The sequence below is a fragment of the Pseudonocardia alni genome (genome assembly GCF_002813375.1).
GTDB lineage: Bacteria > Actinomycetota > Actinomycetes > Mycobacteriales > Pseudonocardiaceae > Pseudonocardia > Pseudonocardia alni.
Genome location: NZ_PHUJ01000003.1, coordinates 3,491,243 through 3,516,070, shown reverse-complemented (window position 1 = coordinate 3,516,070; position 24,828 = coordinate 3,491,243). Strand labels below are relative to the sequence as shown.

The window sequence follows — 24,828 nt, the reverse complement described above, 5'->3', positions numbered from 1 at the left end:
AACCAGAGCACGGGCCCGGGTTCGACCCCCGGCGGATACCGTTGCCGTCATGACGCTGATCCGTCCCGATCTGGACACCCTGCCCGCCTACGTGCCGGGGCGCACCGTCCCCGGGGCGATCAAGCTCGCGAGCAACGAGGTCGCCGCGCCGCCCGCTCCCGCGGTGCTGGAGGCCATCGCCCGCGCCGCCGCAGGTGGCAACCGGTATCCGGACCTCGGCGTCGTCGAGCTGACCGGACGCATCGCGGACCTGTACGCCCTGGACCCCGAGCGGGTCGCGGTCGGCTGCGGCTCGGTGACGCTGTGCCAGCAGCTCGTGCAGATCGGCTGCCTGGGCCCCGGCGACGAGGTGCTGTTCGCCTGGCGCTCGTTCGAGGCGTACCCGATCGTGACCCGGATCGGCGGTGCGGAGATCCGCACCGTGCCGCTGGACGCCGACTTCCGGCACGACCTCGTCGCGATGGCCGCCGCGGTCACCGAGCGGACCCGGGTGGTGTTCGTGTGCAGCCCGAACAACCCGACCGGCCCGGCCGTGCACCGCGACGAGTTCGTCCGTTTCCTGGACGCCGTGCCGTCGGACGTGCTGGTGGTGCTCGACGAGGCCTACGCCGAGTACGTCACCGACCCCGACGCCGTCAGCGGCCGGCCGCTGCTCGACGCCCACCGGAACCTGGTCGTGCTGCGCACCTTCTCCAAGGCCTACCGGCTGGCGGGACTGCGGGTCGGCTACGCCCTGACCTCCGAGGAGATCGCGACCGCGCTGCGCAAGGTGGCGCCACCGTTCGGGGTCAGCTCGGTCGCCCAGGCGGGTGCCGTCGCCGCACTGGAGCACCGGGAGGAGATCCTCGCCGACTGCGCCGCCGTCGTCGCGGAGCGGGACCGGGTGGCCGCCGGGCTGCGCGGGTCCGGGTTCACCGTGCCGGAGACCCAGGCGAACTTCGTGTGGCTGCCGCTCGGGGACCGGACCGCGGCGTTCGCGACGCACTGCGGCGAGCGGAAGGTGATCGTGCGTCCGTTCGCCACCGACGGGGTACGGGTCACCGTGTCCACGCCGGAGGAGAACGACCTGCTGCTCGACGTCGCGTCGTCCTTCGGATCCTGAGAATCCCGACTCAGCCGTCCAGCTGGTAGCCCAGCCCCCGGATGGTCCTGATCCGCTCGGGACCGATCTTGCGCCGCAGGTAGGACACGTAGACCTGCACCAGGTTGGCCGACACCGGTTCGGTCCAGGCGCGGCGGCCCAGGTCGTCGAGCGCGACCGGCTCGCCCGCCTGCTCGGCCAGCGCGAGCAGCAGCGCGTACTCGGTCGGGGACAGCGCGACCCGGCGGCCGTCGACGGACACCTGGCCGGCGTCGACGTCGACGGACAGGCCGCCGTGCCCGAGCACCGTCGGCGCGGGCAGCCCCGCGGCGGCACGCAGCCGGAGCCGGATCCGGGACGCGAGCTCGTCCGGGACGAACGGCCGGATGAGGAAGTCGTCGCGGTCGCCGCGCAGCATGCCGATCACCCCGGCCCGCCGTTCGCGCGGCACGACGATGATCACCGGGGTCGGCGGGGACTCGGACTGCACGGCTCCGAGCAGCACCGACGGCTCCGGGCCCGGCAGCTCCATGTCGAGCACGAGCAGGTCGGCGCCGCGGGAGCGCAGGGTGTCCAGCAGCTCGATGCCGTCGGCGACGACGACGAGGTCCACGCCCTCGGCGGCGAGGTCCTGGCGCAGCCCGCGGCCGAGCGAGGCGGTGCCCGCCGACGGCGGCAGCGCCAGCAGCACCCTGAGCGCGCGCATCTCGGCACGGGGAGCGGGGATCGGGAGGGACGGCGAGACGGGGGGAGCGTGATCGTTCACAGATCCTGCGGAGGTCGGGGAGCGGGGAGCTCGTGAGGTCGTGCGGGGAGCACCGGGGAGGCACGGCCACTGTTCCTCGACCGGCAGCCCGTCACAATCGGCTAACGGTGCGACGTACCGTGACCGCTTAGCCTGAACGGGTGATCCTGAGAGCCACGTTGCTCTATTCGGCCCAGCGATACTGCCGAAATGGCGGGATCTTGCTCTTCGGCGCTCTCCGTCGACCTGTCGGCGCGGAGACGCAACCACCCTTCTCAGCGAGGGTGTTCACACTCGGTCACCCTACCTAGAGTCCCTCCTCATGCGACGGAAGAGTTCCGCTGCGGCTGATCAGGTCGACCCCCGCGACCTGATCGCGCGACTCGCCGCCGAGCACAGCTCCCCCTCTGTGCCGTCTCCCCGGGGCAGGCATGCCGTGTCCTCCGCCCCAGCGGACGACACGGCCCGATCGGCCGTGCCCGCGGCCACCCTGCTCCAGGACCGGGTGAGCGCCTCCGGGCGGCACCGCGTCCTCGACGCCGGGTACGACGACACCGACCCCGACATCCCCGACGACACCGGTGCCGCCGTCACGGCGGACTCCCCCACCGGTGCCACGACGGCGGACGCCGGGCGGATCACCTGGGCCGACACGGCCGACCCCGACCCGTGGGCGCCGGGCGGCCGCGCGACCGGCAGCGGCTCCCGCGCCGTCACCGGCACCGGGGCGCACGCCGCCGCGGGGGACACCGCGGCCGCCGGGGACGAGACCGTCGCCGGGGGCACCGCGGTGACCGGGACGGGCGCGCACGCCGTGCCCACCACCGGGACCCCGGGCCGTCGCGCGCGACGGTCCACGCCGTCGTCGGCGGCCGGGCTGTCCGGTGTGGAGCTGTTCGGCGGGTCGTCTTCGCCCGAGGAGCCCGCGGCCCCGCAGGCCGAGGTGCCCGCACCGCGCACCGAGGTCACCGGCGGGGCCATCGCCGGCCTGCACGAACCCGAGGTGTCGGGGACGGGCTCGGTCGTCGCGATCGACCGGTCACGACCCGCCCGCTCCCGTGTCCGCCGGTTCGCCCCGCTGGGCGTCGGCGCCGCCGCGGTGCTCGCCGCGACGATGGTGCTGACGCTGCTGCAGCCCGGCACCGAGGACCCGTCGCTGTCCGCGGCGATGGTGAACGACTCGTCGCGCCGGTCGGCGTCGGACACCGCGCTGTCCGCCGGCCCGGTGCTGGCCAACGGGGGCGGCTCCGCACTCGGCGACGCCGCGCAGGGTGCGTCCGGCCAGATCGGCCAGGCCCTGGCCGCGCAGGAGGCCGCCGAGCGTCGCGCCGAACAGCGCCGCCGCGAGGCTGCCGAGCGGGCACGGGCCGCCGCGAGCCCCGGTGGTTCCGGGAGCTCCGGGAACTCGGGCGGAGCCCCCGCCGCCGGTCCGGTCGGTGGCGCCGTCCAGGTGGCCGGCGACGGCATCCAGGCCGCGCTGAAGATGGGCTGGCAGGCCATCGGTGGCGACGAGTTCCTCGGGTCCACCCTCGGGAACAACTGGTCCCCCTACAACGGCGCCGGCCACGACGGCCAGGGCCGCCGCACCTCCGACGCGATCTCGGTGGAGAACGGCAACCTCGTCATCCGCGGCGACTCGCAGGGCAACACCGGCGGCATGGCCTGGGGCACCTCCCAGAAGTACGGCAAGTGGGAGATGCGAGCGCAGTTCCCCAAGGGCGACAAGCAGTACCACCCGGTGCTGCTGCTGTGGCCGAGCGAGGTGTCCTGGCCGGAGGGCGGCGAGATCGACTTCGCCGAGACCACCAGCGCCAGCGACGACGTGTCCTTCTTCCTGCACTACGGCAGCTCGAACTCGCAAAAGGACGCCAAGAAGCAGCTCGACATCACCCAGTGGCACAACTACGCCGTGGAGTGGACCCCGGACGCGATCGTCGGCTACGTCGACGGCGTCGAGTGGTTCCGCTCCGAGGACCCGAACACGTTCCCCCCGGGTCCGATGCACGCCACGATCCAGCTCGACTACTTCCCCGACGGCGGCTCGCCGGAGCCGTCGGAGATGCGGGTCGCCTGGATGCGCCAGTACGAGTAGCACTCCGCACACACCACCGCCCGCCGCCCGGCGCTCCCCACCGGACGGCGGGCGGTCGTGTGTGCCGGGTCAGCCGGCCAGACCGCGCCGCGCCAGCAGCGGCGCGATCTCCGGGTCGCGGCCGCGGAACGCGCGATAGGCCTCCATCGCGTCGACGGCGCCGCCGCGGGACAGCACCTCGCGGCGGAACCGGTCGCCGTTCTCCCGGCGCAGGCCGCCGTGCTCGCCGAACCAGGCGACGGTGTCGGCGTCGAGCACCTCGGCCCAGATGTAGGAGTAGTACGCCGCCGCGTACCCGCTGCCGCCGAACACGTGGTTGAAGTAGGTACTGCGGTAGCGCGGCGGGACCAGCGGGTGCGCGGCCCCGGCCGCCTCCAGCGCCTGCTGCTCGAACGCGAGCACGTCGGTGATGCCGGCGGCCTCGGCCGGGGACAGCCGGTGCCACGCCTGGTCCAACAGCGACGCGGCCAGGTACTCCGTCGTCGCGAAGCCCTCGCCGTACCCGCGGGCGGCCTGCGACGCGGCCAGCAGCTCGTCGGGCAGCGGCTCGCCGGTCACGTGGTGGCGGGCGAACGAGGTGAGGACCTGCGGGTCCTCCAGCCACATCTCGTTGACCTGGCTGGGGAACTCGACGAAGTCGCGCGGCACCGACGTCCCGGCGAACGTCGGGTACTCCACCTCGGAGAACAGCCCGTGCAGGGCGTGCCCGAACTCGTGGAACAGGGTGCGGACCTCGTCGAGGGTGAGCAGCGCGGGCTCCCCGGCCGGGGGCTTGTTCAGGTTCAGCGTGTTCAGCACGACAGGCCGCGTCCCGAGCAGCGACGACTGGTCGACCAGCGAGTTCATCCATGCCCCGCCGCGCTTCGACGGCCGCGCCCACAGGTCGGCGCCGAACAGCCCGAGCGGCTCGCCGTCGCTGTCACGGACCTCCCACCAGCGCACGTCCGGGTGGTAGGCGGGCAGGTCGGTGTGCTCGGTGAAGGTGATCCCGTACAGCCCGGACGCGGCGCGGAACACGCCGTCGGTGATCACCCGGTCGAGCTCCAGGTACGGGCGCAGCGCGGCGTCGTCGACGGCGTAGCGCTCGCGGCGCACCCGCTCCGCCTCGAACGCCCAGTCCCACGGCTCCAGGTCGCCCTCGACACCGCCGGCCAGCTCCGCGGCCTCCCGGTCGGCGTTGGCGACGGCGGCGGGGACCAGCGACTCCAGCATCGCGACGGCGGCCTCCGCCGTCCCCGCGGTCGCGTCGTCGATCACGTACGACGCGTGGTCGGGGTACCCGAGCAGCGCGGCCCGCTCGGCGCGCAGCCGCACGATCGCGAGGACGGTGTCACGGGTGTCGTGCTCGCCGCCCTGCCCGCGCCCGGTGGACGCACGGAACAGCTCCTCGCGCAGTGACCGGTCGGTGAGCACCGCCAGTGCGGGCTGCGCGGTCGGCAGGACCAGGGTGATCAGCCAGCCGTCGTCGTGACCGCGCTCGGCCGCGGCGGTCGCGGCGGCGGCGACCGCGTCGTCGGACAGGCCACCGAGCCGGTCGCGGTCGGTGACGTGCACGGCCGCGGCGTTCGCCCCGGCCAGCAGCGCCGCACCGAACCGGGTGGTCAGCCCGGACAGCTCGGCGTTCAGCTCCCGCAGCCGGACCTGCTCCTCGGGGCCGAGCCGGGCCCCGGCGCGCACCATGTCGCGGTGGTGGCGCTCGAGCAGCCGCAGCGACTCGGCATCGAGACCGAGGTCGTGGCGACGGGCGTGCAGCGCGTCGATCCGGGCGAACAGGCCTGGGTCCAGCGCGATCGCGTCGGCGTGGGCGGCGAGCATCGGCGCCACCTGCGCCTCGATCTCGCGCACCGCGGGCGAGGAGTCCGCCGAGACGCGCGTGAAGAACAGCCGCGCCACCCGGTCCAGCGTGGCACCGGAGCGCTCCAGGGCGACGACGGTGTCGTCGAAGGTCGGTCCGCCCTCCCCCGCGACGATCGCCGCCACCTCGGCGCGCTGCTCGGCCGTCCCGGCCTCGAACGCGGGCAGATAGTGCTCGTCGGTGATCCGGGAGGTGTCGGGCAGCCCCCACGGCAGCGCGCTCGGGGCGAGGAACGGGTTGCTCATGGGCCCGACCCTACGGCCGGGGACCGTCAGGATCCGGCCAGTTCACGGCGCATCGCGAGCCGCGGCCACACGTCGAGACCGCGCGCGGCCTCGTGCTCCCGGATCGCGCGCAGCCCCGGGCCGGGCGCGATCAGCTCACGGAAACCGAGCCGCACCCAGTGCGGGCCGTTCCACGGCACGTCCCGGTAGGTGGTGAGGGTCAGCGCGGGCAGGCCGCGGTCCCGGGCCCAGCCGGCGAGGTGCTCGACCAGGCCCTCCCCGATCCGTCGTCCGCGCTGCGACGGCAGCACCGACACCTGCTCGACGTGCGCACAGCCGTCGACGAGATCGGCGATCAGGTACCCGACGAGCCCGGCACCGATGCTCGTTCCGACTGCGCTCCTCTCGGCACCGATGCTCGTTCCGACTGCGCTCCTCTCGGCACCGATGCTCGTTCCGCCTGCGCTCCTCTCGGCCACCCACGCCCGCCCCGCCACGACGTACGCGGCCAGTACCGCGGCCGGTGGCGGCTCCTCGTCGGCGACGACGTCGAGCCCGATCTCCCGGAACGTCTCCCCCGCGGCGCGCTCGATCTCACGCAGGGCGGGGACGTCGGCGACGCGGGCGGGACGGATCACACCGCGGGATCCTCCACCACCGCGCGGATGCGTTCCAGGGTCGTCCGCATCCCCTCGCGGTTGGTGCGCCCGCGGGCCCACCCCAGCAACGTCCAGTAGAGCCGGGTGCCGGCCGAGGGCTCCAGCCGGAAGGACTCGGTGACGTCGGTGCCCGCGGTGCCGTCCGGCGCGGGGGCCGGGGTGAACCGGTAGTGCCAGTGGTTGATCCGCCGGCCGCCGGGCAGGAGCACGACGAAGCCGAACTCGCGGCCCGGCTCGCAGGCGGTGATCTCGCACTCCGACCAGTAGGTCGGGCCGCGTCCGTTGCGGACGACCTTGCCGCGGAAACGGACACCGACGGCCGGGCCGGTCGCGCCGCCCAGCCACTGCGCGTCGACGGTCTCGGGTGAGAACCGGCCGGTGTTGCGGATGTCGGAGACCAGCTCCCAGACCCGCTCGGCCGGTGCCGCCATGTGGACGGTGACCTCGTCATGCACGGTGTTCCCCCTCGATGCCGCACACCAGGTCGGCGGCGCGCTCCCCGATCATGATCGCGGTCGCGGCCGGTCCGCGCCGCGGCGCGCGGGGCAGGACCGAGGTGTCCGCCACCCGGAGCCCGGCCAGGCCGTGCACCCGCAGGTCGGCGTCCACGACGGCATCCGGCCCGGAGCCCATCGCGGCGCTGCCGGACAGGTGCACCGAGGTCGTCAGGTGGTCGCGGATCCAGCCGTCGAGCCGGGTGTCGTTGCCGAGCTCCCAGCCGGCGGGGCCGCCGTCGTCGGGGCCCGCGCGGTCCCAGCCCGCGGCGCGCAGGATCTCCGCGGCGATCCGCACCGCGGCCCGCATCCGGTGCCGGTCGGAGGTGGTGCGCAGGTAGCGGAAGTCCAGCCGGGGCGGGTCGTCGTGGTCCGGGGAGGTGATGGCGAGCATCCCGAGGCTGTCCGGGCGCTGCACCGCGCACATCAGGTGCGCGGGACCGCCGGGTGCGAACGGGTGCGCGAACAGCAGGATCTCCAGGTCACCGGCCGGGTCGGTCCCGGAGTCGAGGTTGAGCGCGGCCTGCGGGGCGACGGCGTCGGCGGGCGGGTCCGGCAGCCCGCTGCGCAGCGGCAGGAACACCGCGGGGTGGTCCGACCAGCCACGCCCGACCCCGGGCAGCTCGTGCGCCACCGCGACGCCCGCGGCCCGCAGGGTGTCCTCCGGCCCGATCCCGGAGCGCTGCAGCAGCGCCGGGGTGCCGACCGCGCCCGCCGTCACGACGGTCTCGGCCGCGTGCAGGGTGCGACCACCGACGCGCACGCCGGTGACCCGGTCGCCGTCGAGCACCAGGGTCTCGACCGGGGTCCCCCCGAACACGGTCAGCGCGTCCTTCCACTCCGCGTTCCCCCACGGCGGCGGCAGGTAGGCGGTGGCGGCGCTGACCCGGCGCCCGTCGACGGCGTTGGTCGGGATCGGACCCGCTCCGGGTGGGCCACCGGCGTTCTTGTCCGGCTCCTCGGGGTGGCCGAGCGCGAGGCAGGCGGCCAGGAACGGGTCGGTCGTCGCGGCCCGCAGCCGGCCCGAGGGCCGTGAGATGCGCAGCGGACCGGCGTCGCCGTGCCGGTCGGAGGTGCAGAAGTCGAGGTCGCGCTCCAGCCGCCGGTAGTACGGCAGGACGTCGTCGTAGGACCAGCCCGGGACGCCCCAGTCCGCGAAGTCCGCCGGGACGGCGCGCACGAAGTAGCCGCCGTTGATCGCGCCGGAGCCGCCCAGCACGCGTCCGCGCGGCACGGTGCACTCCCGGCCCTGGCACAGCGTCGCCCGGTAGGCCCAGTTCAGGACGTGGCCGGGGGCGGTCGCGGCGAGCGAGGCGATCGGCGTCGAATCCGGTGGGACGACGACGGCGCCCGCCTCGACCAGGGCCGTGCGCACACCGCGCCCGGCCAGCCGGCCCGCGAGGGTGCACCCCGCGGACCCCGCGCCCACCACCACCACGTCGAAGCTGTCGGTCATTGCTGCCAGGATGCCCCACGTGACCGACGCTGCACGTGACCTCGCCTCGTTCCTCACCGCGAGCCCGTCGCCGTACCACGCGGTGGCCGAGGCCGTCCGCCGGTTGTCCGCGGCGGGCTTCACCGAGCAGCACGAGGACGAGCCGTGGGCCGACGGGCCGGGCGGGCGCTACCTGGTCCGCGACGGCACGGTCCTGGCCTGGTGGCAGCCCGCGTCCGGGCCCGGTGCGCCGCTGCGGATCTTCGCCGCGCACACCGACTCGCCCGGTTTCAAGGTCAAGCCCAACCCCGACGTCGGCGTCGCCGGGTGGCGCCAGGTCGGGGTGGAGGTCTACGGCGGCGCGCTGTGGAACTCCTGGCTGGACCGCGACCTCGGCCTCGCCGGGCGTCTCGCGCTCTACGACGGCCGGGTCGTCCCGGTGCGGGTGGACCGGCCGCTGCTGCGCATCCCGCAGCTGGCGATCCACCTCGACCGCGGTGTGAACCAGGGCCTGACCCTGGACCCGCAGCGGCACCTGCTCCCGATCTGGGGGCTCGGCGACCCGGACGGCGGCGACCTGGTGGAGTTCCTCGCCGTGCGCGTCGGCGAGGACCCCGAGGACGTCGCGGCGCACGACCTGTTCACCTACGACCTGACCCCGCCGGCCACTCTCGGCCGCGACGACGAGCTGCTCGCCGCCCCGCGGCTGGACAACCTGGCCTCGGTGCACGCCGGGATCAGCGCGCTGCTCACCGCCGTCGAGCGGGACCCGGGCACCGTCCCGGTGTTCGTCGGGTTCGACCACGAGGAGATCGGCTCGGCCAGCGCGACCGGCGCGGCCGGGCCGCTGCTGGAGACGGTGCTGACCCGGCTGGCCGGCGGGTTCGACGCCCGGCACGCGGTGTTCGCCCGCTCGCGCTGCCTGTCGGTGGACGTCACGCACGCCGCGCACCCCAACCACCTGGACAAGCACGATCCGGACCACCTGTCGGTGCCGAACCGGGGGCCGTCGCTGAAGGTCAACGCGGTGCAGCGCTACGCCACCGATGCGCCGGGCGCGGCCGCCTGGAAGCGGGCCTGCCGCACCGCGGACGTGCCGAACCAGGTGTTCGTCTCGAAGAACACCGTGCCGTGCGGATCCACCGTCGGGCCGATCATGGCGACCCGGCTCGGGATCCGGACCGTCGACGTCGGCATCCCGGTGCTGTCGATGCACTCGGCGCGCGAGCTGTGCGGGGTGCACGACCCGGGCCTGCTGGCCCGGGCGGGTGTGGAGTTCCTGACCGACGCCGGCTGAGCTGTCAGACCGCGACCCGCGAGCCGGGCACGTAGGCCTCGGTGTCGACGATCCGCGACCCCAGCGGCAGCAGCGAGACCGGGATGAGCTTCAGGTTCGCCCAGGCCAGCGGCAGCCCGATGATCGTGACGGCGAGCGCGAGCGCGGTGCCGATGTGCCCGAGCACCAGCCACCAGCCGAACAGCACGATCCACAGCACGTTGCCGATCGTCGACGCCGCCCCGGCCCGCGGGTCGCGCACGACGTCGCGCCCGAACGGCCACAATGCGTAGAGCCCGATCCGGAACGACGCGATCCCGAACGGGATGGTCACGACCAGCAGGCAGGCGACGATCCCGGCGAGCATGTAGCCGAGGAACAGCCAGAAGCCGGAGAGGACCAGCCAGACCACGTTCAGGATGAGGCGGAGCATGGTTCCAGCATGCCCGAGCTGTCCGGTTCCTCCTCCGGGATGTCCCCGGGTCGAACCCCGGGTTCCGGTGATCGACGTGCGCTCCCACCCCGCGCGGGGTGTCCTGGAGCACATGGTGGATCACGGTCTGTTCGGCCCCGGTTCGGTGACCTGGCGGGTGCACCTCGAACCCGTGATGTGGGTCGCCGGGATGCGCGCGCTGCTGCTGCAGTCGCTGGACCCGCGGGTGATGCGCGGGACGTACCAGAACTCGGCGCTGTTCGACCCGAAGAAGTCCTACGCGCGGTTCCAGCGGACCGTCGAGTTCGTCGGGACCCGCACGTTCGGACCGCTGCCGACGTCGACCGGGCCGGCGCCCGCGTCCGGGGACTGCACGCCGGGCTGCGCGGGCACGACCCGGACAACGGCGAGAGCTACCGGATCGACGCCCCGGAGGGCCTGCTCTGGGTGCACGCCGCGGAGATCGAGTCCTACACCGACGTCGCCCGCCGGTCGGGTCTGCTCGACGACGACTCGGCGGAGACCTACGTCGCCGAGAGCGTCCGGGCAGCCGAGGTGGTCGGCATCGACCCGGCGACCGTGCCGTCGTCGGTGGCCGAGATGGCCGAGTACATGGCCGCGGTGCGCCCCCGGCTGCGGATGACCGACGAGGCCCGCCGTGCGGCCGGGAACCTGTTCGCCCCGCAGGGCGCGGCGCCGCTGCAGGTCCGGCTCGGGATCGCGGGCCTGTCCACGCTCGCCCTGGCCACCCTGCCGCGCTGGGCCCGGAGGCTCTACGGCCTGCCCGGGCTGCCGACGACGGACTGGCCGACGACCCTCACGCTGCGCGGGCTGCGCACCGCCACCGGGGTGCTGCCGGACGTCCCGGGGCCGCCGGAGATCGAGGAGGCGCGACGGCTGGTGCGGACCGCCGGTGCCGCTGCGGGATCCGGGGGACGGGCGGCGACGCCGTGACGCCGGAGCGGGACGCGGGCGAGCAGGACGGTCTCGCGTTCCGCGGAACGCGGTCGACCCTGCACGACGGCGGCCGGTCCGGGGCCCACCGCAGCTCGCTCACCGTCAGATGGGACCCGTGATCTCCTCGACGACGCTCTCCCCGGTGCCCGGCCGGGACTCCCAGGCCCAGGTCTCGTGCGAGCGGATCCGGCCGTCGTCGAGGACCTCGAGGCGGGCCTCGCACCGCCCCGAGCTGGACGTGCCGTCGACGGACACGTGCACGTAGCGGAAGCTCAACCGGCCGCCGTCGCGGGTGCCGGCCAGTCGGCCGAGCCTGACATCGCCACCGGCGTACTCGGCCCAGACCAGCCCGTCGGACTCGTGGTAGTCGAAGACGGTGGCCCGGCCGACCTCGCCGTCGCCGGAGTTGCTGATGCCGGCGAACCGGCGACCGTCGACGCTGGGTGCGCGGCTCATGTCCCGATCCGACCACGGGAGGATGGCGGGGTGGAGTTCCCCGTGACGTTCCTCCCGCCGCTGGTGCGGACCTGCGCCGACTCGGGTGAGGGCCCCTGGAACGAGCTGCTCGGGATCATCGCACCCGACGATCCGGACGAGGAGACCTTCCTCGCCGCGTTCGACGTCGTCACCGAGGATCTCTTCAGCGGCTGGACCGCCGACCGCGTCGTCGTGTTCGCGCTCGACGACGGGCTCGCCGCCCACCATCCGCTGCTGTTCGTCGTCGACGAGCGGACCCTGCTCGACGACGGCTTCCCGATCGTCGCGGCCGACCTGCGGCAGGATCCCGGCCGAACTCTCCGGATCGCCGCAGCGGATCTGTGGTCGGTGGAGAACAACGTGTCGACCGCGAACATGGAGTTCGCCGACTTCGCCGACCATGCGCAGCTGCAGCCCGACCGGGTGTTCCGCGGCTTCTGCTGACGTTCGCTACCGTCAGGCGGTGAGCTCCACCGTCTGGCCGGTCCTGCACTACGACGACCCGGGCGCCGCGGTCCGCTTCCTGGTCGACGCCGCCGGGTTCACCGCGTCGGTCGTCGTGCACGACGAGGTCGGCGACATCGTGCACGCCGAGCTCACCCGCGACGGCGGGACCGTCCTGGTCGGCGGCACGAAACACGACGACGGCGTCCACGCCGGGCTGCGCGCCGGCGCCGTGTACGTCGCGTGCCGCTCCGACGACGACGTCGACGCCGTCCACCGGCGCGTCGCGGACGCGGGCGGGACCGTCGTGCAGGCGCCGCACCCGACCTCCTTCGCCGCGAGCGGCCCGACACGCGCCTGCGCCGTCGCCGACCCCGAGGGCAACCTCTGGACCTTCGCGACCTACCCCGGCGGCGGCTGACCCGCGTTCCGCGGAACGCGGCCGAGCGGTCTCAGACGCCGGTGCTCCCGTCGATCCGCTCGCGGACCAGGTCGGCGTGCCCGGCATGGCGGGCGTACTCGGCGATGACGTGGGTGAGGATCCAGACCACCGACACCGCGTTCCCGCCGAGCGAGCCCGTGCCGTCGAGACCGGCTGCGTCGACGACCTCGCGCGCCCTGCCGACCTCCTCCTCCCAGGCGGCCCGGGCCTCGGTGAGGCCCGCGCCCCCGAGCTCGAACCCGCCGTCGTGGCCGGTCCCGGGCTCGCGCGGATGCAGCGGCGGTACGTCCTCGCCGCCCAGGACCTGCCGGAACCAGTTCCGCTCCACCGCGGCCAGGTGCTGCACCAGGCCCAGCAGCGTGAGCGACGACGGCGGCACCGCCGCCTCCCGTACCTGCTCGTCGGTCAGTCCCTCGACCTTGCCGAGCAGGGTGGCGCGGTAGAAGTCGAGCCAGGAGGTGAGCGTGGTGAGGACGTCGGCCTGCATCGGGGGGTGGGCGCGGTCGGTCATGCCCGTGATCGTGGCAGCGGGGTCCGACATCTTCCGCTCCCGGCCGGGCGGTGGTCCACTGCGGCCGTGACCGACACTCCGCAGACCGTGGTGCACAGCAGCCGGGAGATCGACGCCGCCCCCGGGACGATCTTCGAGCTGATCGCCGACCCCGCCCGACAGCCCGAGTGGGACGGCAACGACAACCTCGCCGAGGCCGCGCAGGGGCAGCGGGTCCGCGCCGTCGGCGACGTCTTCGCCATGTTGCTCACCCAGGGCACGGTGCGGGAGAACCGGGTCGTCGAGTTCACCGAGGACCGGCTGGTCGCGTGGTTGCCGTCGGAGCCGGGGAAGCCGCCGCCCGGGCACCTGTGGCGCTGGGAGCTGGAGCCCGTCGGCGACGGCAGGACCCACGTGCGCTGCACCTACGACTGGACCGGCCTCGCCCCGGACGACGCGTTCCGCCAGAAGCGGGCCCGCGCCACCACCGCGGACCGGCTGCGGGCGTCACTGGACCGACTGGCCGTCGTCGCCGAGAGTATGTGATCTGCGACACTGCCGCCGGACGAACGATCGTGGAAAAGTGCTGATCTGGCGGCATGGACGCCGAGCAGGTCATCGCCGTACTCGCCGGGTTCCCCGGCACCCGGATCGTCGAGGGGAACGGGGACGCGTTCGCGATCCACGACCCGGACCACGACTACGAGCAGCACCCCCGCCAGGGCTGGGCGACGGTCGTACGGTCCGACGTGAACGACACCGCCTCGGATCTCGACCGCCCCGGCGCGTTCCGGCTCAACATCGGGCTGCCGACCGTCCGCTACCGGGAGCTGTTCCCGACCGATCCGGGCATCGACCCGGCGACCCGCGACGTGCTGTTCCCGCACCCCGTCTACGCCGCCCACCACTGGGTGGCGGTGGTGGATCCGGACACGACCTGGCCGCGGGCGCAGGAGCTGCTGGTCGATGCGCACGACTTCGCCGTCCGCAAGCACGGGAACGCGCTCCGGCGACGGGGGTGATCGGCGGCGAGAGTGGCGGAAGCGGGGGGATTCGAACCCCCGGTCCTTTCGGACGCCCGCTTTCGAGGCCACTGGGATGCCTCCTCGTCGACCCGATCTTGCAGGTCAGGAGTCCGTCGTCGTCCAGCGGTGTCTCGCGATTCTCCGGCGGGTTGCGGTCACGGTTGTGGTCAGCCCCCGACGCTACGGCGATATCCCCGTGCTCTTCTGTCGCGATGGTATGGACCCGTCACACAGCATGGCCGGCGTCCGGTCGATCGACAGGATGCTCAGCGCACGCCGCTTCGAGGGTCGCGACGCTCGCGGTCATCACTCGGCGGTGCTCCGCGAGGCGCGTGGACGACCACGGCTCGCCCCCGGCGAGGGTTCGCAGAGAGGGGGATGCAGTCGCCCAGGCCGTGACCAGTCCGAGGACCAGGACGAGAACGTCGACTGCACTGTCACCGAACTGATCCTTGAGCGCTTCCACCTTGGCGCGATAGGTCTCAGCCTCTCCGGAGGTCGCATCAGGGCGTTCCAGATTCGCCCACGTCGACAGGCGGAGGATCGTCGGGTCGACCAGCAGATGGTCGAACAGGCGGCCGGCGTAGCCGGGAAGATCGTCTGGAGTGAAGCTCACGGCTTCGGCCAGTTCGACGAGCCCCTGCGCGACAACCCGATCGAAGAGCTTCTCCTTGGGGCCGAAGTGGACGTAGATCGACCTCTTGTTCGCGCTGGCCCGGTCGGCGATGCGGTCGATCCGCGCTCCGGCCAAGCCGTACTGCGCGAACTCCGATCGTGCGGCGGCCAGGATCCGACGCTTGGTCTCGGTCGCATCTGGCGGCACCTCCACAGCCTACTGACCGGCGTAGGTAACTAGCCAGTTATTGACAGGCCTCGGCGGCGCTGACAGGCTAGTGAACGTATCCATCCAGATAGTTACGGAGCTATCATGACGCAGAAGATCCTGGTCACCGGGGCAAGCTCGGGCTTCGGGCGAGGAACAGTCCTTGCGCTCGCAGGACAGGGACATCAGGTCGTCGCCACGGCGGAGACCTGGCCGCAGGTCCGCGACCTGCGCGCAGAGGCCAAGCGAGCCGGCGTCGAGCTGCAGGTGATCAAGCTGAACCTGCTCGACCCGATCGATCTCGACCATGCCGGCTCGTTCGACCCGGACGTGCTCGTGCTCAACGCCGGTGTGATGGAAGGCGGCTCGATGGTCGACATTCCGTTGCAGCGGGTCCGCGAGTCATTCGATGTCAACCTGTTCGGCCATCTACAGCTCGTCCAGTCGATCGTCCCGAAGATGGTTGCACGCAAATCCGGCAAGGTGGTCTGGACCTCCTCCATGGGAGGCATCCTCGTCGTCCCGTTCCTCGGGGCGTACTGCGCGACCAAGCACGCGATCGAAGCCGTGGCCGGCTCGATGAAGGCCGAGCTCGAACCGCACGGGGTGAAGGTCGCGACGATCAACCCCGGCGTGTTCGGCACCGGCTTCAACGACACCGGCGCCGAGAGCTACGAACAGTGGTACGACGCGAGTAGTGCAGTGGTGCCGATGCCGGACTTCTCGGAATCGCTGACCGGACAGGCCGACCCGCAGGAGATGATCGACGCCATGGTCGAGGTGATTCCGGCCTCCGAGCACCTGTACCGAACGATGCGTCCCGTCGAGACGATCGAGGCGGCGAAGCAGTGGCAGGCCACCGAATGGACGCAGAATGCCTGAGCCTCGGACTGTGCCGTACCGCGGGATCGGTATCGACCACGCACACCGACTGATCGAGCAGGGGCGCGATGCAGCCGACCGCATGGGGCTACGCGCCGTGTTCGCCGTCCTCGACGCCGGGGCGAACATGGTGGCCTTCGTCCGGATGGACGGCGCTTGGCTCGCCTCACACGACCTGGCGGTGGCGAAAGCACGCACAGCTGTGATGTTCCAGTCGCCGAGCGAGGCCCTGAGCACGCCGGTTCAGCCCGGACAGCCGCTGCCACATTTCGACCACATCAGCGACCTGCTCCTGATGGGCGGAGGAATGCCGGTGTTCGACGAGGCCGGCGTCTTGATCGGTGGAATCGGCGTGTCCGGCGGCACACCGGATCAAGATGCCGAGGTCGCGCGCGCAGCGTTCGGATGAGCTGGCCCCCGGCTGAGTCGGGGTAGGTCTCCCCTCGACGTCCGTCGGCCCGGCTCACCTCCCGTGGCCTGCTCGGGCGCCGGCCTCTGCTCGTTGCCGCACCCTCGGTTCGTCCCGGCGGTGCGGCTTCTCGTCGTTTCGAGTTGGTCGACGGTGGCGGGCGTGCGCGCGCCGGCCGCCGGGCCGGAGGCGATAGGCGGACGGCAGCGACGCCGCCCGTCCGGCCCGTCAGGGCCGGCTTGAAGACGTGAAGAAGGTCCTCACCGGTCCGGAGGGGGGCTCGACAAATGATCACCGAGAACGTCCTGCTGACGCTCGCTGTCACGAGAGCAGCTCCCCGCACAGCTCAGTGCGCGCTGTCACCGGCGGGTTGTTGTCACCCGTTGTTGTCAACGAGGACCCGGGGGACCGGTCGTGATCGTCGATCATGGGTCTGACCTGTGGCGGAAGCGGGGGGATTCGAACCCCCGGTCCTTTCGGACGCCCGCTTTCAAGGCGGGTGCATTCGGCCGCTCTGCCACGCTTCCGCACGGGAGGGTAACGGGACCGCTCAGCGCTCCGCACGGTAGTAGGTGATCGGCCCCATCCTGGTCGCCCCGTGTCCGACGACCACCGCCTCGGCGAACCCCGCGGCGCCGAGCAGGTCCGGCACCGGCTGCGCGGCATGGCCGTGTCCGTGGCCGTGCCCACCGTGCCCACCGTGCCGGGATCCGCGGTGGGCCGGGTCGAGGCGCGCCAGGAGCGACAGCGCCCTGTGGACGGGGTGCATCCGTCCGCCGGTGCGCGGATCGTGGTCGAGGTCGACCAGGTGCAGGCTCCCGCCCGGCGTCAGGACGCGGTGCGCCTCCCGCAGCGCCGCGACCCGGGCGTCGACGGCGATGTGGTGCAGCATCAGCGAGGACAGGACCCGGTCGACGCTGCCGTCGTCGAGGGGCAGGTCCTCGGCGACGCCGACCTGCAAGTCCACGTCCAGTCCCGCCGCGACGGCCTTCCGGCGGGCCACGGCGACCGCCGCCGGGTCGGGGTCGATCCCGCACACGGTCGCCGTCGGGACGGCCTCCTTCGCCCGCAGCACCACGTTCCCGGTGCCGCAGCCGATCTCCAGCACGCGGTCCCGTGGGCCGATACCGGCCTGGGCCAGCAGCCGCCAGTACATCGGGAGGGCACCGCTGAGCCGGGCCACGGTGTCGTAGCCGGGCAGCAGCCGCGAGCTGACGAGCGCCGGCGTGTGGGCGTGGGTGGTCATCGCTCCCCCTCGGACGAACTTCGAGTACCCCATCGACTCTCCATGGCGTCCGAGCTGCTCACAAGGCACGATCCGTGGTCGTGGTGGGACGAAGTTCGGACGTACCGCTGATCGGTTTCGCGCACAGCCCGGTGCCGATCGCGGTCCAGCACGTCGACGGGCCGGTGGACCTGCCGCGGGTGCGCGGACCGCACGCGCACGACTTCCTGACGCTGGTGCACGTCGTGCGGGGCGCGTGCACGTACCGGGTCGACGGGCGTACCTGGGAGCTGGGCGAGGGCGACGCGTTCGTCGTCGCCCCGGGCGCCGTGGTCGACCACGCCGCGGAGGACGCGGCGCCGCCCGGCGAGCTGTGGTCGGTCATCTTCCCGGCCGATGCGGTCGCGCCCGCGTCCTGGCGGGACCACCCGCTGCTTGCGCCGTTCGTCGGACGCCACCGCGGCGGTGGCCAGCGGATCGGCGTCCCGCCGGCGGACCGGGCGACCTGGCGGGCCCGCTTCGCCGACCTCGACGATGAGCTCTCCCACCGTCGCGACGGTCACGCCGAGGCCGCCCGCGCCCACCTGACCCTGCTGCTGGTGGCGCTGGGCCGGCTCGTCGACGACGTGCCCGCCGAGTCCGGCGACCCGTTGCTCGCGGCGGTGTTCACCGTCGTCGAGGAGCGGTACGCCGATCCGCTGTCGCTGCGCGACGTCGCCGCCGCCGTCGGGCTCACCCCGGGGCACCTGACGACCGTCGTCCGCCGCGGGACCGGGCGGACCGTGCAGCAGTGGATCACCGAGCGCCGGATGCGGGAGGCGCGGCGGCTGCTCGCGTCCACCGACCTGCCGGTCGCCGAGGTGGGCGGCCGGGTCGGCTACGCCGACCCCGGCTACTTCGCCCGCCGCTTCCGGGCCGCGCACGGCGTCCCCGCCGCGACGTGGCGGGCCGGACCCGGGACCCCCTGACGAGTGGCGAGTGACGTCCGCGCCGTTGCGCTCCGGCGCGATGTGGTGGGATTTCCCCGGTCTCATCTCGGGGAGGACGACGTGCGGTTCGACGAGAACGCCCGGCTCGACACGTCCGGAGTGGACGACCTGCGCGGGTCCGGCGGCGGCCGGGGCGGCGGGGTCGGCGGCCGGGTGGCCGGGGCGGGCGGCGGCCTGGGCCTCGTCGGCGTCATCCTGTACCTGCTGCTGTCGAACTTCGCGGGCGTCGACATCTCCGGGATGGGCGCGGGCGGCGGTTACCCGGGGCTCGACCAGGTCGGCTCCGGCCAGACCGCGGACAACTCGTCGCTGCAGCAGAACTGCGCCACCGGCGAGTCGGCGAACACCTCGACGGACTGCCGCGTCGTCGCCGTCGTCAACTCCCTCGACGACTTCTGGGCCACCCAGTTCTCCTCGGGCTTCCAGCGGCCGCGGACGAACTTCTTCTCCGGCGGGGTGAGCACCGACGGCTGCGGCTCGGCGTCGTCGGACAGCGGGCCGTTCTACTGCCCGGCCGACTCCGAGATCTACATCGACCTCACCTTCTTCCGCGAGCTGCAGACCCGCTTCGGCGCGCAGGGCGGGCCGTTCTCACAGGCCTACGTGATGGCCCACGAGTACGGCCACCACATCCAGAACCTGACCGGCACCAACCGCCGGGCGGGCAACGACACCGGCCCCACCTCGGGCTCGGTGCGTCTGGAGCTGCAGGCCGACTGCTACGCGGGCGTCTGGACGAACCACGCGACGACCACTCCCGGCCCGTCGGGCAGGCCGCTGATCAGCGAGCTGAACCAGTCCGACATCGACGCCGCACTCGACACCGCGTCCCGGATCGGCGACGACTACATCCAGTCCAACCTGGGCGGCGGCCGGGTCGACGAGTCGCAGTTCTCGCACGGCAGCTCCGCGCAGCGCGAGAAGTGGTTCACCACCGGCCTGCAGAGCGGCAACCCGGACGCCTGCGACACCTTCGCCGTACGCAGCCTCGACTAGGGCCGTAGCCGCCCGAGCTGGTGGTCCAGCACGGCGAGCGCACCGGCGCCGTCGATGCCACCCAGCAGCACCGACTCCGCGAGACCACCGGCCAGCGCGAGCAACACGAGGGCCTCCCGGTCCGGGTCGAGCGCGGCGAGCTCGCCGAGGTCGCGGGCCGCGGCGAGCCGGTCGGCGACGGCCCCGTGGACGAGCCGGTCACCGGCCCGGTAGGTCTCGCGCAGCCGCTCGTCGCCGAGGGACCGGATCAGGAACGCCGAGCCGACACGGGCGTCGGTGCGGGCATCGTCGTCGAGTGGGAGCAGCGCGCCCAGCAGGGCGCGGACCTCCTCCAGCGGCGACGACGGCGCGGCCGTCGCCATCCGCGCGCGCACCCGCTCGTCGATCCGTAGCCGCAGCTGCTGGGCCGCGAAGTCCAGCAGCTCGTCGCGGGAGGCGAAGTAGTGCTGCACCCGCCCCTTGGACACCCCGGCCTCCTGCGCGACCCGCGCCAGGCTGACCGCCTCCAGGCCCTCAGCGGCCGCGATCCGCCACAGCGCCCGCGCGATCTCGTCGCGCCGCAGGCCGTGGTCGACCACCTTGGGCATCGCCACCCCGTTCCGGTCCGATCGGCTTGCGAGAAGTCCCGCCTCCTTTTACAGTCCGATCGTATCGCGAAGAGGGGGACCGATGCGCACCGGCCACTTCACCAGCACCGCGACCCGCGACCGCTTCCGCGCGCTGCACCGCGCCGTCGTCGCCGGGCTGGGGCCCACGAGCACCCGCGACATCGGCACCAGTCACGGCACCGTGCACGTCCTGACCTGCGCCGGACCGCCGGGTGACCCGATCGTCCTGCTGCCCGGGGCGGGCTCGCCGGGAGTGAGCTGGGCGTCGAACGTGCCGCCACTGCGGCGGCTCGCGACCGTGCACCTCGTCGACCCGCTCGGCGGCCCGGGTGCCAGCACCCAGGACGTACCGATCCGGTCGGTCGACGACCAGCTCCGCTGGCTGCGCGACGTGCTCGACGCGCTCGGGCCGTGCCACCTCGTCGGGACCTCGATGGGCGGGCGCCTGGCGTTCGAGGTTGCCCGCCGTGCCCCGGCCGGGATCCGGACGCTGACCCTGCTCGACCCGGCACTCACGTTCACGCGCATCCCGCCGGGGACCGTCGCCGCGTCGCTCGGTGCGCTGCCCGGCGCTCCGTCGTGGCTGCGGCGCCGGTTCGTGGCCCGGCTGGGCGGAGGTGCCGACGTCGCCGGGGACCCGGTCGCCGAGCTGATCGAGGCGGGCCTGTCCGGCTACGCCCCGGCGGTCCCGCTTCCGCCGCTGCCCACCGCCCGCGACGTGGCGGCGGTCGGCGTCGGCACCCTGGTGCTGCTCGGCGGGCGCAGCACGATGCTCGACGCCGGCCGGGCCCGCGAACGGGCCGCGCTGCTGCCGCGCGGCACCGTCGAGGTGTGGCCGGACGCCACGCACGCGCTGCCCGGCGAGTTCCCCGACCGCGTCGCCGAGCGGCTGTCGTCGCTGGTGGCGGCGTCGTGAGGCGCCGGGAGCTCGCGGCCACCGTGCTCGGCGACGTCGTCGCGCCGCTGGTGCTCTTCTACGGCCTGCGGGCGGGCGGGGTCGCGCCAGGGCCCGCGCTGCTCGCCGGGGCCGCGGTCCCGGCGGGACGGGCGCTGTGGGTGCTGCTGCGGCACCGGCGCGTCAAGTGGTTCGCGGTACTCGTGCTCGTCCTGTGCGTGGCGAGCGCGGCGACCGCGCTGGTCGGCGGCGACGACCGCGTCCTGCTCGCCCGCGAGGCGCTGGTCACCGCCGCCCTGGGCGTCGTGCTGCTCGCGAGCGTCCCCTCGGCACGGCCGGTGCTGTTCACGATCGGCAGACTCACCCTCACCGAGACCGGCCACAGCCCCGACGAGTGGGACCTCCGCTGGGCCCGTTCCGCCCGGTTCCGCGGGATCTGGCGGTGGCTGACGGCCGGTTGGGCGGCGGGCCTGTTCCTCGACGCCGCCCTGCGGGTGGTGGTCGCCCACACCCTGCCGATCGACATGGTGCCCGCGGTGCACGCCGTGCAGTGGTGCGTCGTGCTGGCGGTACTCCTCGTCGCCGGGCAGGTGTGGCTGCGTCTGCCGCGCCACCGCGAGCTGGTCTTCAGCTGACCGGCGGGTCGGCCGCCAGGAACGCCGCCAGGTCCGCGGTGTAGCCGTCGACGCCGAGCTCCCACCCGGGCCGCACGAACTCCTCCCGGGCGAGCAGCACCCGGTACTCGGTGATCCGGGCATCGCCGTGGACGATCGTGGCGGTGCCGTCGTCGCGGTACCCGAGCCGGGCCGACACGGCCGCGGACCTCGGGTTGCCCGCCAGGTACTCCGAGCGCGCCGCCACCGCGCCGAGGTGGTCGAACGCGAAGGCCAGCACCGCGGCCCGCATCTCGGTGCCGTGACCGCGGCCCTGCGCCCGTCGCACGAGGTACGAGCCGGTCGCGATCTCACGACGCACACCGAACCGGTCGCCCACGACGTCCTGCAGGCCGACCACCCGGCCCTCGGCGCGCACGACGAACTGCAGCGTCCACCAGTCCGGCGACGCCTTCGCGCGGTTCGACCAGACGTACTGCGCGATGCCGCGCCCCAGGTGCCGCGGGTCGGCCCGGGTCCACGGGACGCGGAACGGCATCTCCGACGACGGGTGGATCCCGCTCTCGTGCACGGCCGCGATCAGCTCCCGGACCGACGCGTCGTCCTCGACGCGCAGCTCCAGGCGCGGGGTCCGCAGGGTCAGCCCGGACATCGGCCACGGGTCGGGCACCGGGTCGATCGGCGCGGGGAGCACGTCCATCGGTCGACCGTGCCGGATCGCCGACGGGCGCGCCACGGAATACCGTCGGCTCCCATGTGGGCGATCACCCTGACCGAGTACGGCGGACCTGAGCAGATGACGTGGGCGGAGGTGCCCGATCCCGAGCCCGGCCCGGGCGAGGTCGTGCTCGACATCGTCTCCTCGGCCGTCAACCGGGCCGACCTCCTGCAGGTCCAGGGGAACTACCCGGTCCCGCCCGGCGCGTCGGAGATCCTGGGTCTGGAGTGCGCGGGCCGGATCGCCGCGCTCGGTGCGGGCGTGACCGGCTGGTCGGTCGGCGACGAGGTGTGCGCCCTGCTCGCCGGCGGCGGCTACGCGACGAAGGTGGCCGTCCCGGCCCCGCAGCTGCTGCCCGTCCCCGCGGGCGTCTCTCTGGAGGAGGCGGGCGGCCTCCCCGAGGTCGCCTGCACCGTCTGGTCGAACGTGTTCCTGGAAGGCCGGCTCGCCGAGGGCGAGACGTTCCTGGTCCAGGGCGGCTCGTCGGGCATCGGAACGCACGCGATCCAGGTCGCGAAGGCGCTCGGCGCGCGCGTCGCCGCCACCGCGGGCCACGCCGACCGGCTGCAGTTCTGCCGCGATCTGGGCGCCGACATCGTCATCGACTACCACGACGACATCGCCGAGGAGCTGAAGAAGGCCACCGACGGCCACGGCGCCGACGTCATCCTCGACAACATGGGCGCCAAGGGCCTGGCGAACAACCTGTCCGCGCTCGCCCGCGACGGACGACTGATGATCATCGGGATGCAGGGCGGGGTGAAGGCCGAGCTGAACATCGGCGCACTGCTCGCCAAGCGCGGCCACGTCTCGGCGATGGGCCTGCGCGGCCGCCCGGTCGACGGCCCGCACTCGAAGGCCGAGATCGTCGACGGGGTCCGGGAGAACGTCTGGCCGCTGTTCGCCGACGGCCGGGTGAAGCCGGTGGTCTTCGAGCGGTTCGCGATGTCCGACGCCGCCGACGCGCACCGCAGGCTGGACGCCGGTGGGGTGACCGGCAAGCTCCTCCTCGTGAACTCCTGAGCGGGCGGGTCCAGAATGGCGGGCATGAGCGACGAGCAGGAGACCCCCGGGGACCGGGTCGTGGTGGTCGGCGCCGACGGGCGCCCGGTGGGCATGGCCTCGGTTCCGCAGGACGACGAGGGTCAGAGCCCCGCGTCGATGGTGGAGCAGCCCGCGAAGGTCATGCGGATCGGCACCATGATCAAGCAGCTGCTCGAGGAGGTGAAGGCCGCACCGCTGGACGAGGCGTCCCGCGAGCGGCTCAAGGAGATCCACGAGAACTCCGTCAAGGAGCTCGAGGAGGGCCTGGCGCCGGAGCTGCGCGAGGAGCTGCAGCGGCTCAGCCTGCCGTTCACGGCGGACACGATCCCGTCGGAGGGTGAGCTGCGGATCGCCCAGGCCCAGCTGGTCGGCTGGCTGGAAGGTCTGTTCCACGGCATCCAGACCGCGTTGTTCGCCCAGCAGATGGCCGCGCGGGCACAGCTGGAGCAGATGCGTCGCGGGCTGCCCCCGGGCGTCGGCGGGCCGGAGCAGGGCGGCGTCCCCGAGGGCATGGGCCGGGGAACCGGGCAGTACCTCTGACGCACGACGACGACCTGCGGTTTCGCGGTGTCCCGGCCGGGGCCTCCCCTGCCGGGCCCGCGGACCGCGTCTGAGTACCCTCACCGGGTGGCCGTGACCGTGACCGACGAGCCGGGTGACGTCGTCGACCCGTCCGAGGTGTCGAGCCCGCGCAGCTGGCGGCGGGCCTTCGCGGACCTCGCCCAGGGCTGGCGGCAACGGCCGCTGTGGGGCTACCTCGGCTGGCAGGACATCAAGCAGCGCTACCGCCGCTCCGTCCTGGGACCGCTGTGGATCTCGATCAGCATGGGCGTCATCGCCCTCGGCCTGGGGATCCTCTACTCGGCGCTGTTCCAGATCTCGCTGGCGACGTTCCTGCCGCACGTCGCCGTCGGGCTGCTGATCTGGAACTTCGTGTCCGGCTGCATCCTCGAGGGCAGCGAGGTCTTCATCGCCAACGAGGGCCTGATCAAGTTCCTGCCCGCCCCGCTCAGCCTGCACATCTACCGGCTCGTGTGGCGGCAGACGCTGTTCTTCCTGCACAACCTGGTCGTCTGGGTCGTGCTGATGATCGTGTTCCCGCATCCGCTGGGGCTGTCGACGCTGCTGGCGATCCCGGCGTTCGCGCTGCTGGCGATCAACGGCGCCTGGGTCGCGATCCTCGCCGGGATCCTCGCGACCCGGTTCCGCGACATCCCCCCGATCATCGCCAGCGTCACCCAGCTGGTGTTCTACCTGACCCCGATCGTCTGGTCGGTCGACATCCTGAGCGACAACCCGGCCGCGCGCGAGCGCGCCCAGCTGGTCGAGCTGAACCCGGTCTTCCACTTCGTCGAGATCGTGCGCCAGCCGCTGCTCGGCCAGGAGATCGTCGGCCGGTACTGGCTGGTCACGGGCGTGATCACGATCGTCGGCTGGGCCGCGGCCCTGATCTGCCTGCGCAACTACCGCTCCCGCGTCGCGTACTGGGTGTGAAC

Annotated in this window: 28 protein-coding genes, 1 tRNA gene and 1 pseudogene; 17 read left to right on the top strand and 13 right to left on the bottom strand. The window is 73.3% G+C overall.

Features of this window, described 5'->3' with window-relative positions; all coding sequences use genetic code 11:
* Positions 1-49 precede the first annotated feature (49 nt).
* On the top strand, positions 50-1,102 hold the full coding sequence (gene hisC, locus ATL51_RS17420; RefSeq protein WP_073575619.1) for a histidinol-phosphate transaminase: 1,053 nt from the start codon (positions 50-52) through the stop codon (positions 1,100-1,102).
* Positions 1,103-1,112: 10 nt separating this feature from the next.
* On the opposite strand, the gene ATL51_RS17415 is transcribed toward hisC, so the two are convergent.
* Positions 1,113-1,787, bottom strand: a complete 675-nt coding sequence (locus tag ATL51_RS17415) for a response regulator transcription factor (protein ID WP_202417453.1) — start codon at positions 1,785-1,787, stop codon at positions 1,113-1,115.
* Between the two features lie 514 nt (positions 1,788-2,301).
* Between ATL51_RS17415 and ATL51_RS17410 the strand changes: the two genes are divergently transcribed.
* Positions 2,302-3,918, top strand: coding sequence for a glycoside hydrolase family 16 protein (locus tag ATL51_RS17410; RefSeq protein WP_083658615.1), 1,617 nt, complete (start codon positions 2,302-2,304; stop codon positions 3,916-3,918).
* 69 nt (positions 3,919-3,987) lie between these two features.
* On the opposite strand, the gene ATL51_RS17405 is transcribed toward ATL51_RS17410, so the two are convergent.
* Genes ATL51_RS17405 through ATL51_RS17390 form a run of 4 tightly spaced genes read right to left on the bottom strand, consistent with a single transcriptional unit; the run spans position 3,988 to position 8,606 of the window.
* Positions 3,988-6,018, bottom strand: a complete 2,031-nt coding sequence (locus ATL51_RS17405; protein ID WP_100879218.1) for a M3 family metallopeptidase — start codon at positions 6,016-6,018, stop codon at positions 3,988-3,990.
* 26 nt (positions 6,019-6,044) lie between these two features.
* Entirely contained in the window at positions 6,045-6,635 is a 591-nt protein-coding gene (locus ATL51_RS17400; RefSeq protein WP_100879217.1) for a GNAT family N-acetyltransferase, read from the bottom strand.
* Complete coding sequence (locus ATL51_RS17395; protein ID WP_100879216.1) at positions 6,632-7,111, bottom strand: SRPBCC family protein; 480 nt, start codon at positions 7,109-7,111, stop codon at positions 6,632-6,634. The genes ATL51_RS17400 and ATL51_RS17395 overlap by 4 nt, the downstream gene beginning before the upstream one ends.
* On the bottom strand, positions 7,104-8,606 hold the full coding sequence (locus tag ATL51_RS17390) for a GMC family oxidoreductase (protein WP_073575614.1): 1,503 nt from the start codon (positions 8,604-8,606) through the stop codon (positions 7,104-7,106). Before ATL51_RS17390 ends, ATL51_RS17395 begins: the two co-directional genes overlap by 8 nt.
* A gap of 19 nt (positions 8,607-8,625) precedes the next feature.
* Here ATL51_RS17390 and ATL51_RS17385 point away from each other — a divergent pair, with 19 nt between their 5' ends.
* Entirely contained in the window at positions 8,626-9,882 is a 1,257-nt protein-coding gene (locus ATL51_RS17385; RefSeq protein ID WP_208623012.1) for a M18 family aminopeptidase, read from the top strand.
* A 4-nt stretch (positions 9,883-9,886) separates the two neighbouring features.
* Here the strand turns inward: ATL51_RS17385 and ATL51_RS17380 are convergent, their stop codons facing one another.
* Positions 9,887-10,294, bottom strand: a complete 408-nt coding sequence (locus ATL51_RS17380) for a YccF domain-containing protein (protein ID WP_100879215.1) — start codon at positions 10,292-10,294, stop codon at positions 9,887-9,889.
* Here ATL51_RS17380 and ATL51_RS17375 point away from each other — a divergent pair.
* Positions 10,281-11,248, top strand: a pseudogene (locus ATL51_RS17375) (oxygenase MpaB family protein). The gene ATL51_RS17380 and the pseudogene ATL51_RS17375 overlap by 14 nt on opposite strands.
* Before the next feature lie 105 nt (positions 11,249-11,353).
* On the opposite strand, the gene ATL51_RS17370 reads toward ATL51_RS17375, so the two are convergent.
* A complete protein-coding gene (locus ATL51_RS17370; protein WP_100879214.1) occupies positions 11,354-11,707 on the bottom strand; it encodes a hypothetical protein in 354 nt (117 codons plus the stop codon).
* 30 nt (positions 11,708-11,737) lie between these two features.
* Between ATL51_RS17370 and ATL51_RS17365 the strand changes: the two genes are divergently transcribed.
* Together ATL51_RS17365 and ATL51_RS17360 are read left to right on the top strand one after the other, a co-directional pair.
* On the top strand, positions 11,738-12,172 hold the full coding sequence (locus tag ATL51_RS17365) for a DUF6924 domain-containing protein (protein ID WP_100879213.1): 435 nt from the start codon (positions 11,738-11,740) through the stop codon (positions 12,170-12,172).
* A gap of 19 nt (positions 12,173-12,191) precedes the next feature.
* Complete coding sequence (locus ATL51_RS17360; protein ID WP_301549063.1) at positions 12,192-12,593, top strand: VOC family protein; 402 nt, start codon at positions 12,192-12,194, stop codon at positions 12,591-12,593.
* Positions 12,594-12,624: 31 nt separating this feature from the next.
* On the opposite strand, the gene ATL51_RS17355 is transcribed toward ATL51_RS17360, so the two are convergent.
* Entirely contained in the window at positions 12,625-13,125 is a 501-nt protein-coding gene (locus tag ATL51_RS17355) for a DinB family protein (RefSeq protein WP_208623011.1), read from the bottom strand.
* A 66-nt stretch (positions 13,126-13,191) separates the two neighbouring features.
* Between ATL51_RS17355 and ATL51_RS17350 the strand changes: the two genes are divergently transcribed.
* Both ATL51_RS17350 and ATL51_RS17345 read left to right on the top strand, forming a co-directional pair.
* Entirely contained in the window at positions 13,192-13,650 is a 459-nt protein-coding gene (locus ATL51_RS17350; protein ID WP_100879210.1) for an SRPBCC family protein, read from the top strand.
* Between the two features lie 53 nt (positions 13,651-13,703).
* Positions 13,704-14,126: a DUF6194 family protein gene (locus ATL51_RS17345; protein WP_100879209.1), complete on the top strand. Its 423-nt coding sequence runs from the start codon at positions 13,704-13,706 to the stop codon at positions 14,124-14,126.
* A gap of 229 nt (positions 14,127-14,355) precedes the next feature.
* On the opposite strand, the gene ATL51_RS17340 is transcribed toward ATL51_RS17345, so the two are convergent.
* Positions 14,356-14,952, bottom strand: a complete 597-nt coding sequence (locus ATL51_RS17340; RefSeq protein ID WP_100880770.1) for a TetR/AcrR family transcriptional regulator — start codon at positions 14,950-14,952, stop codon at positions 14,356-14,358.
* A 105-nt stretch (positions 14,953-15,057) separates the two neighbouring features.
* On the opposite strand from ATL51_RS17340, the gene ATL51_RS17335 reads away from it, so the two are divergent.
* Positions 15,058-15,834, top strand: coding sequence for an SDR family oxidoreductase (locus ATL51_RS17335; protein ID WP_100879208.1), 777 nt, complete (start codon positions 15,058-15,060; stop codon positions 15,832-15,834).
* Between the two features lie 10 nt (positions 15,835-15,844).
* Positions 15,845-16,243: a GlcG/HbpS family heme-binding protein gene (locus ATL51_RS17330; RefSeq protein WP_208623009.1), complete on the top strand. Its 399-nt coding sequence runs from the start codon at positions 15,845-15,847 to the stop codon at positions 16,241-16,243.
* Positions 16,244-16,684: 441 nt separating this feature from the next.
* Here ATL51_RS17330 and ATL51_RS17325 read toward each other — a convergent pair.
* Both ATL51_RS17325 and ATL51_RS17320 read right to left on the bottom strand, forming a co-directional pair.
* A tRNA-Ser gene (locus ATL51_RS17325) sits at positions 16,685-16,770 on the bottom strand.
* Positions 16,771-16,793: 23 nt separating this feature from the next.
* Positions 16,794-17,489: a class I SAM-dependent methyltransferase gene (locus tag ATL51_RS17320; protein ID WP_157818408.1), complete on the bottom strand. Its 696-nt coding sequence runs from the start codon at positions 17,487-17,489 to the stop codon at positions 16,794-16,796.
* Between the two features lie 80 nt (positions 17,490-17,569).
* Here ATL51_RS17320 and ATL51_RS17315 point away from each other — a divergent pair, with 80 nt between their 5' ends.
* Positions 17,570-18,436 (top strand): AraC family transcriptional regulator, encoded by an 867-nt coding sequence (locus ATL51_RS17315; protein WP_301549062.1) that lies wholly within the window; start codon positions 17,570-17,572, stop codon positions 18,434-18,436.
* A gap of 81 nt (positions 18,437-18,517) precedes the next feature.
* Positions 18,518-19,453, top strand: a complete 936-nt coding sequence (gene ypfJ / locus ATL51_RS17310; protein WP_100879205.1) for a KPN_02809 family neutral zinc metallopeptidase — start codon at positions 18,518-18,520, stop codon at positions 19,451-19,453.
* Here ypfJ and ATL51_RS17305 read toward each other — a convergent pair.
* Complete coding sequence (locus ATL51_RS17305) at positions 19,450-20,040, bottom strand: TetR/AcrR family transcriptional regulator (protein ID WP_100880768.1); 591 nt, start codon at positions 20,038-20,040, stop codon at positions 19,450-19,452. The genes ypfJ and ATL51_RS17305 overlap by 4 nt on opposite strands.
* Positions 20,041-20,122: 82 nt before the next feature.
* Between ATL51_RS17305 and ATL51_RS17300 the strand changes: the two genes are divergently transcribed.
* Both ATL51_RS17300 and ATL51_RS17295 read left to right on the top strand, forming a co-directional pair.
* Positions 20,123-20,977, top strand: coding sequence for an alpha/beta fold hydrolase (locus tag ATL51_RS17300; protein WP_100879204.1), 855 nt, complete (start codon positions 20,123-20,125; stop codon positions 20,975-20,977).
* The gene (locus ATL51_RS17295; RefSeq protein WP_100879203.1) at positions 20,974-21,591 is read left to right on the top strand and encodes a VC0807 family protein; all 618 of its coding nucleotides are present in this window, start codon (positions 20,974-20,976) and stop codon (positions 21,589-21,591) included. The genes ATL51_RS17300 and ATL51_RS17295 overlap by 4 nt, the downstream gene beginning before the upstream one ends.
* Here ATL51_RS17295 and ATL51_RS17290 read toward each other — a convergent pair.
* On the bottom strand, positions 21,584-22,270 hold the full coding sequence (locus ATL51_RS17290) for a GNAT family N-acetyltransferase (RefSeq protein ID WP_100879202.1): 687 nt from the start codon (positions 22,268-22,270) through the stop codon (positions 21,584-21,586). The two genes, ATL51_RS17295 and ATL51_RS17290, sit on opposite strands and share 8 nt — an antisense overlap.
* Before the next feature lie 54 nt (positions 22,271-22,324).
* Here ATL51_RS17290 and ATL51_RS17285 point away from each other — a divergent pair, with 54 nt between their 5' ends.
* The 3 genes from ATL51_RS17285 to wzm all read left to right on the top strand — a co-directional run bounded on the left by ATL51_RS17285 (position 22,325) and on the right by wzm (position 24,826).
* Positions 22,325-23,311: an NAD(P)H-quinone oxidoreductase gene (locus ATL51_RS17285; protein WP_100879201.1), complete on the top strand. Its 987-nt coding sequence runs from the start codon at positions 22,325-22,327 to the stop codon at positions 23,309-23,311.
* A gap of 15 nt (positions 23,312-23,326) precedes the next feature.
* Positions 23,327-23,872: a bacterial proteasome activator family protein gene (locus ATL51_RS17280; RefSeq protein ID WP_073573815.1), complete on the top strand. Its 546-nt coding sequence runs from the start codon at positions 23,327-23,329 to the stop codon at positions 23,870-23,872.
* An 87-nt stretch (positions 23,873-23,959) separates the two neighbouring features.
* Positions 23,960-24,826, top strand: a complete 867-nt coding sequence (gene wzm / locus ATL51_RS17275; protein WP_083657999.1) for a galactan export ABC transporter permease subunit Wzm/RfbD — start codon at positions 23,960-23,962, stop codon at positions 24,824-24,826.
* The last annotated feature ends 2 nt before the right edge of the window (positions 24,827-24,828 follow it).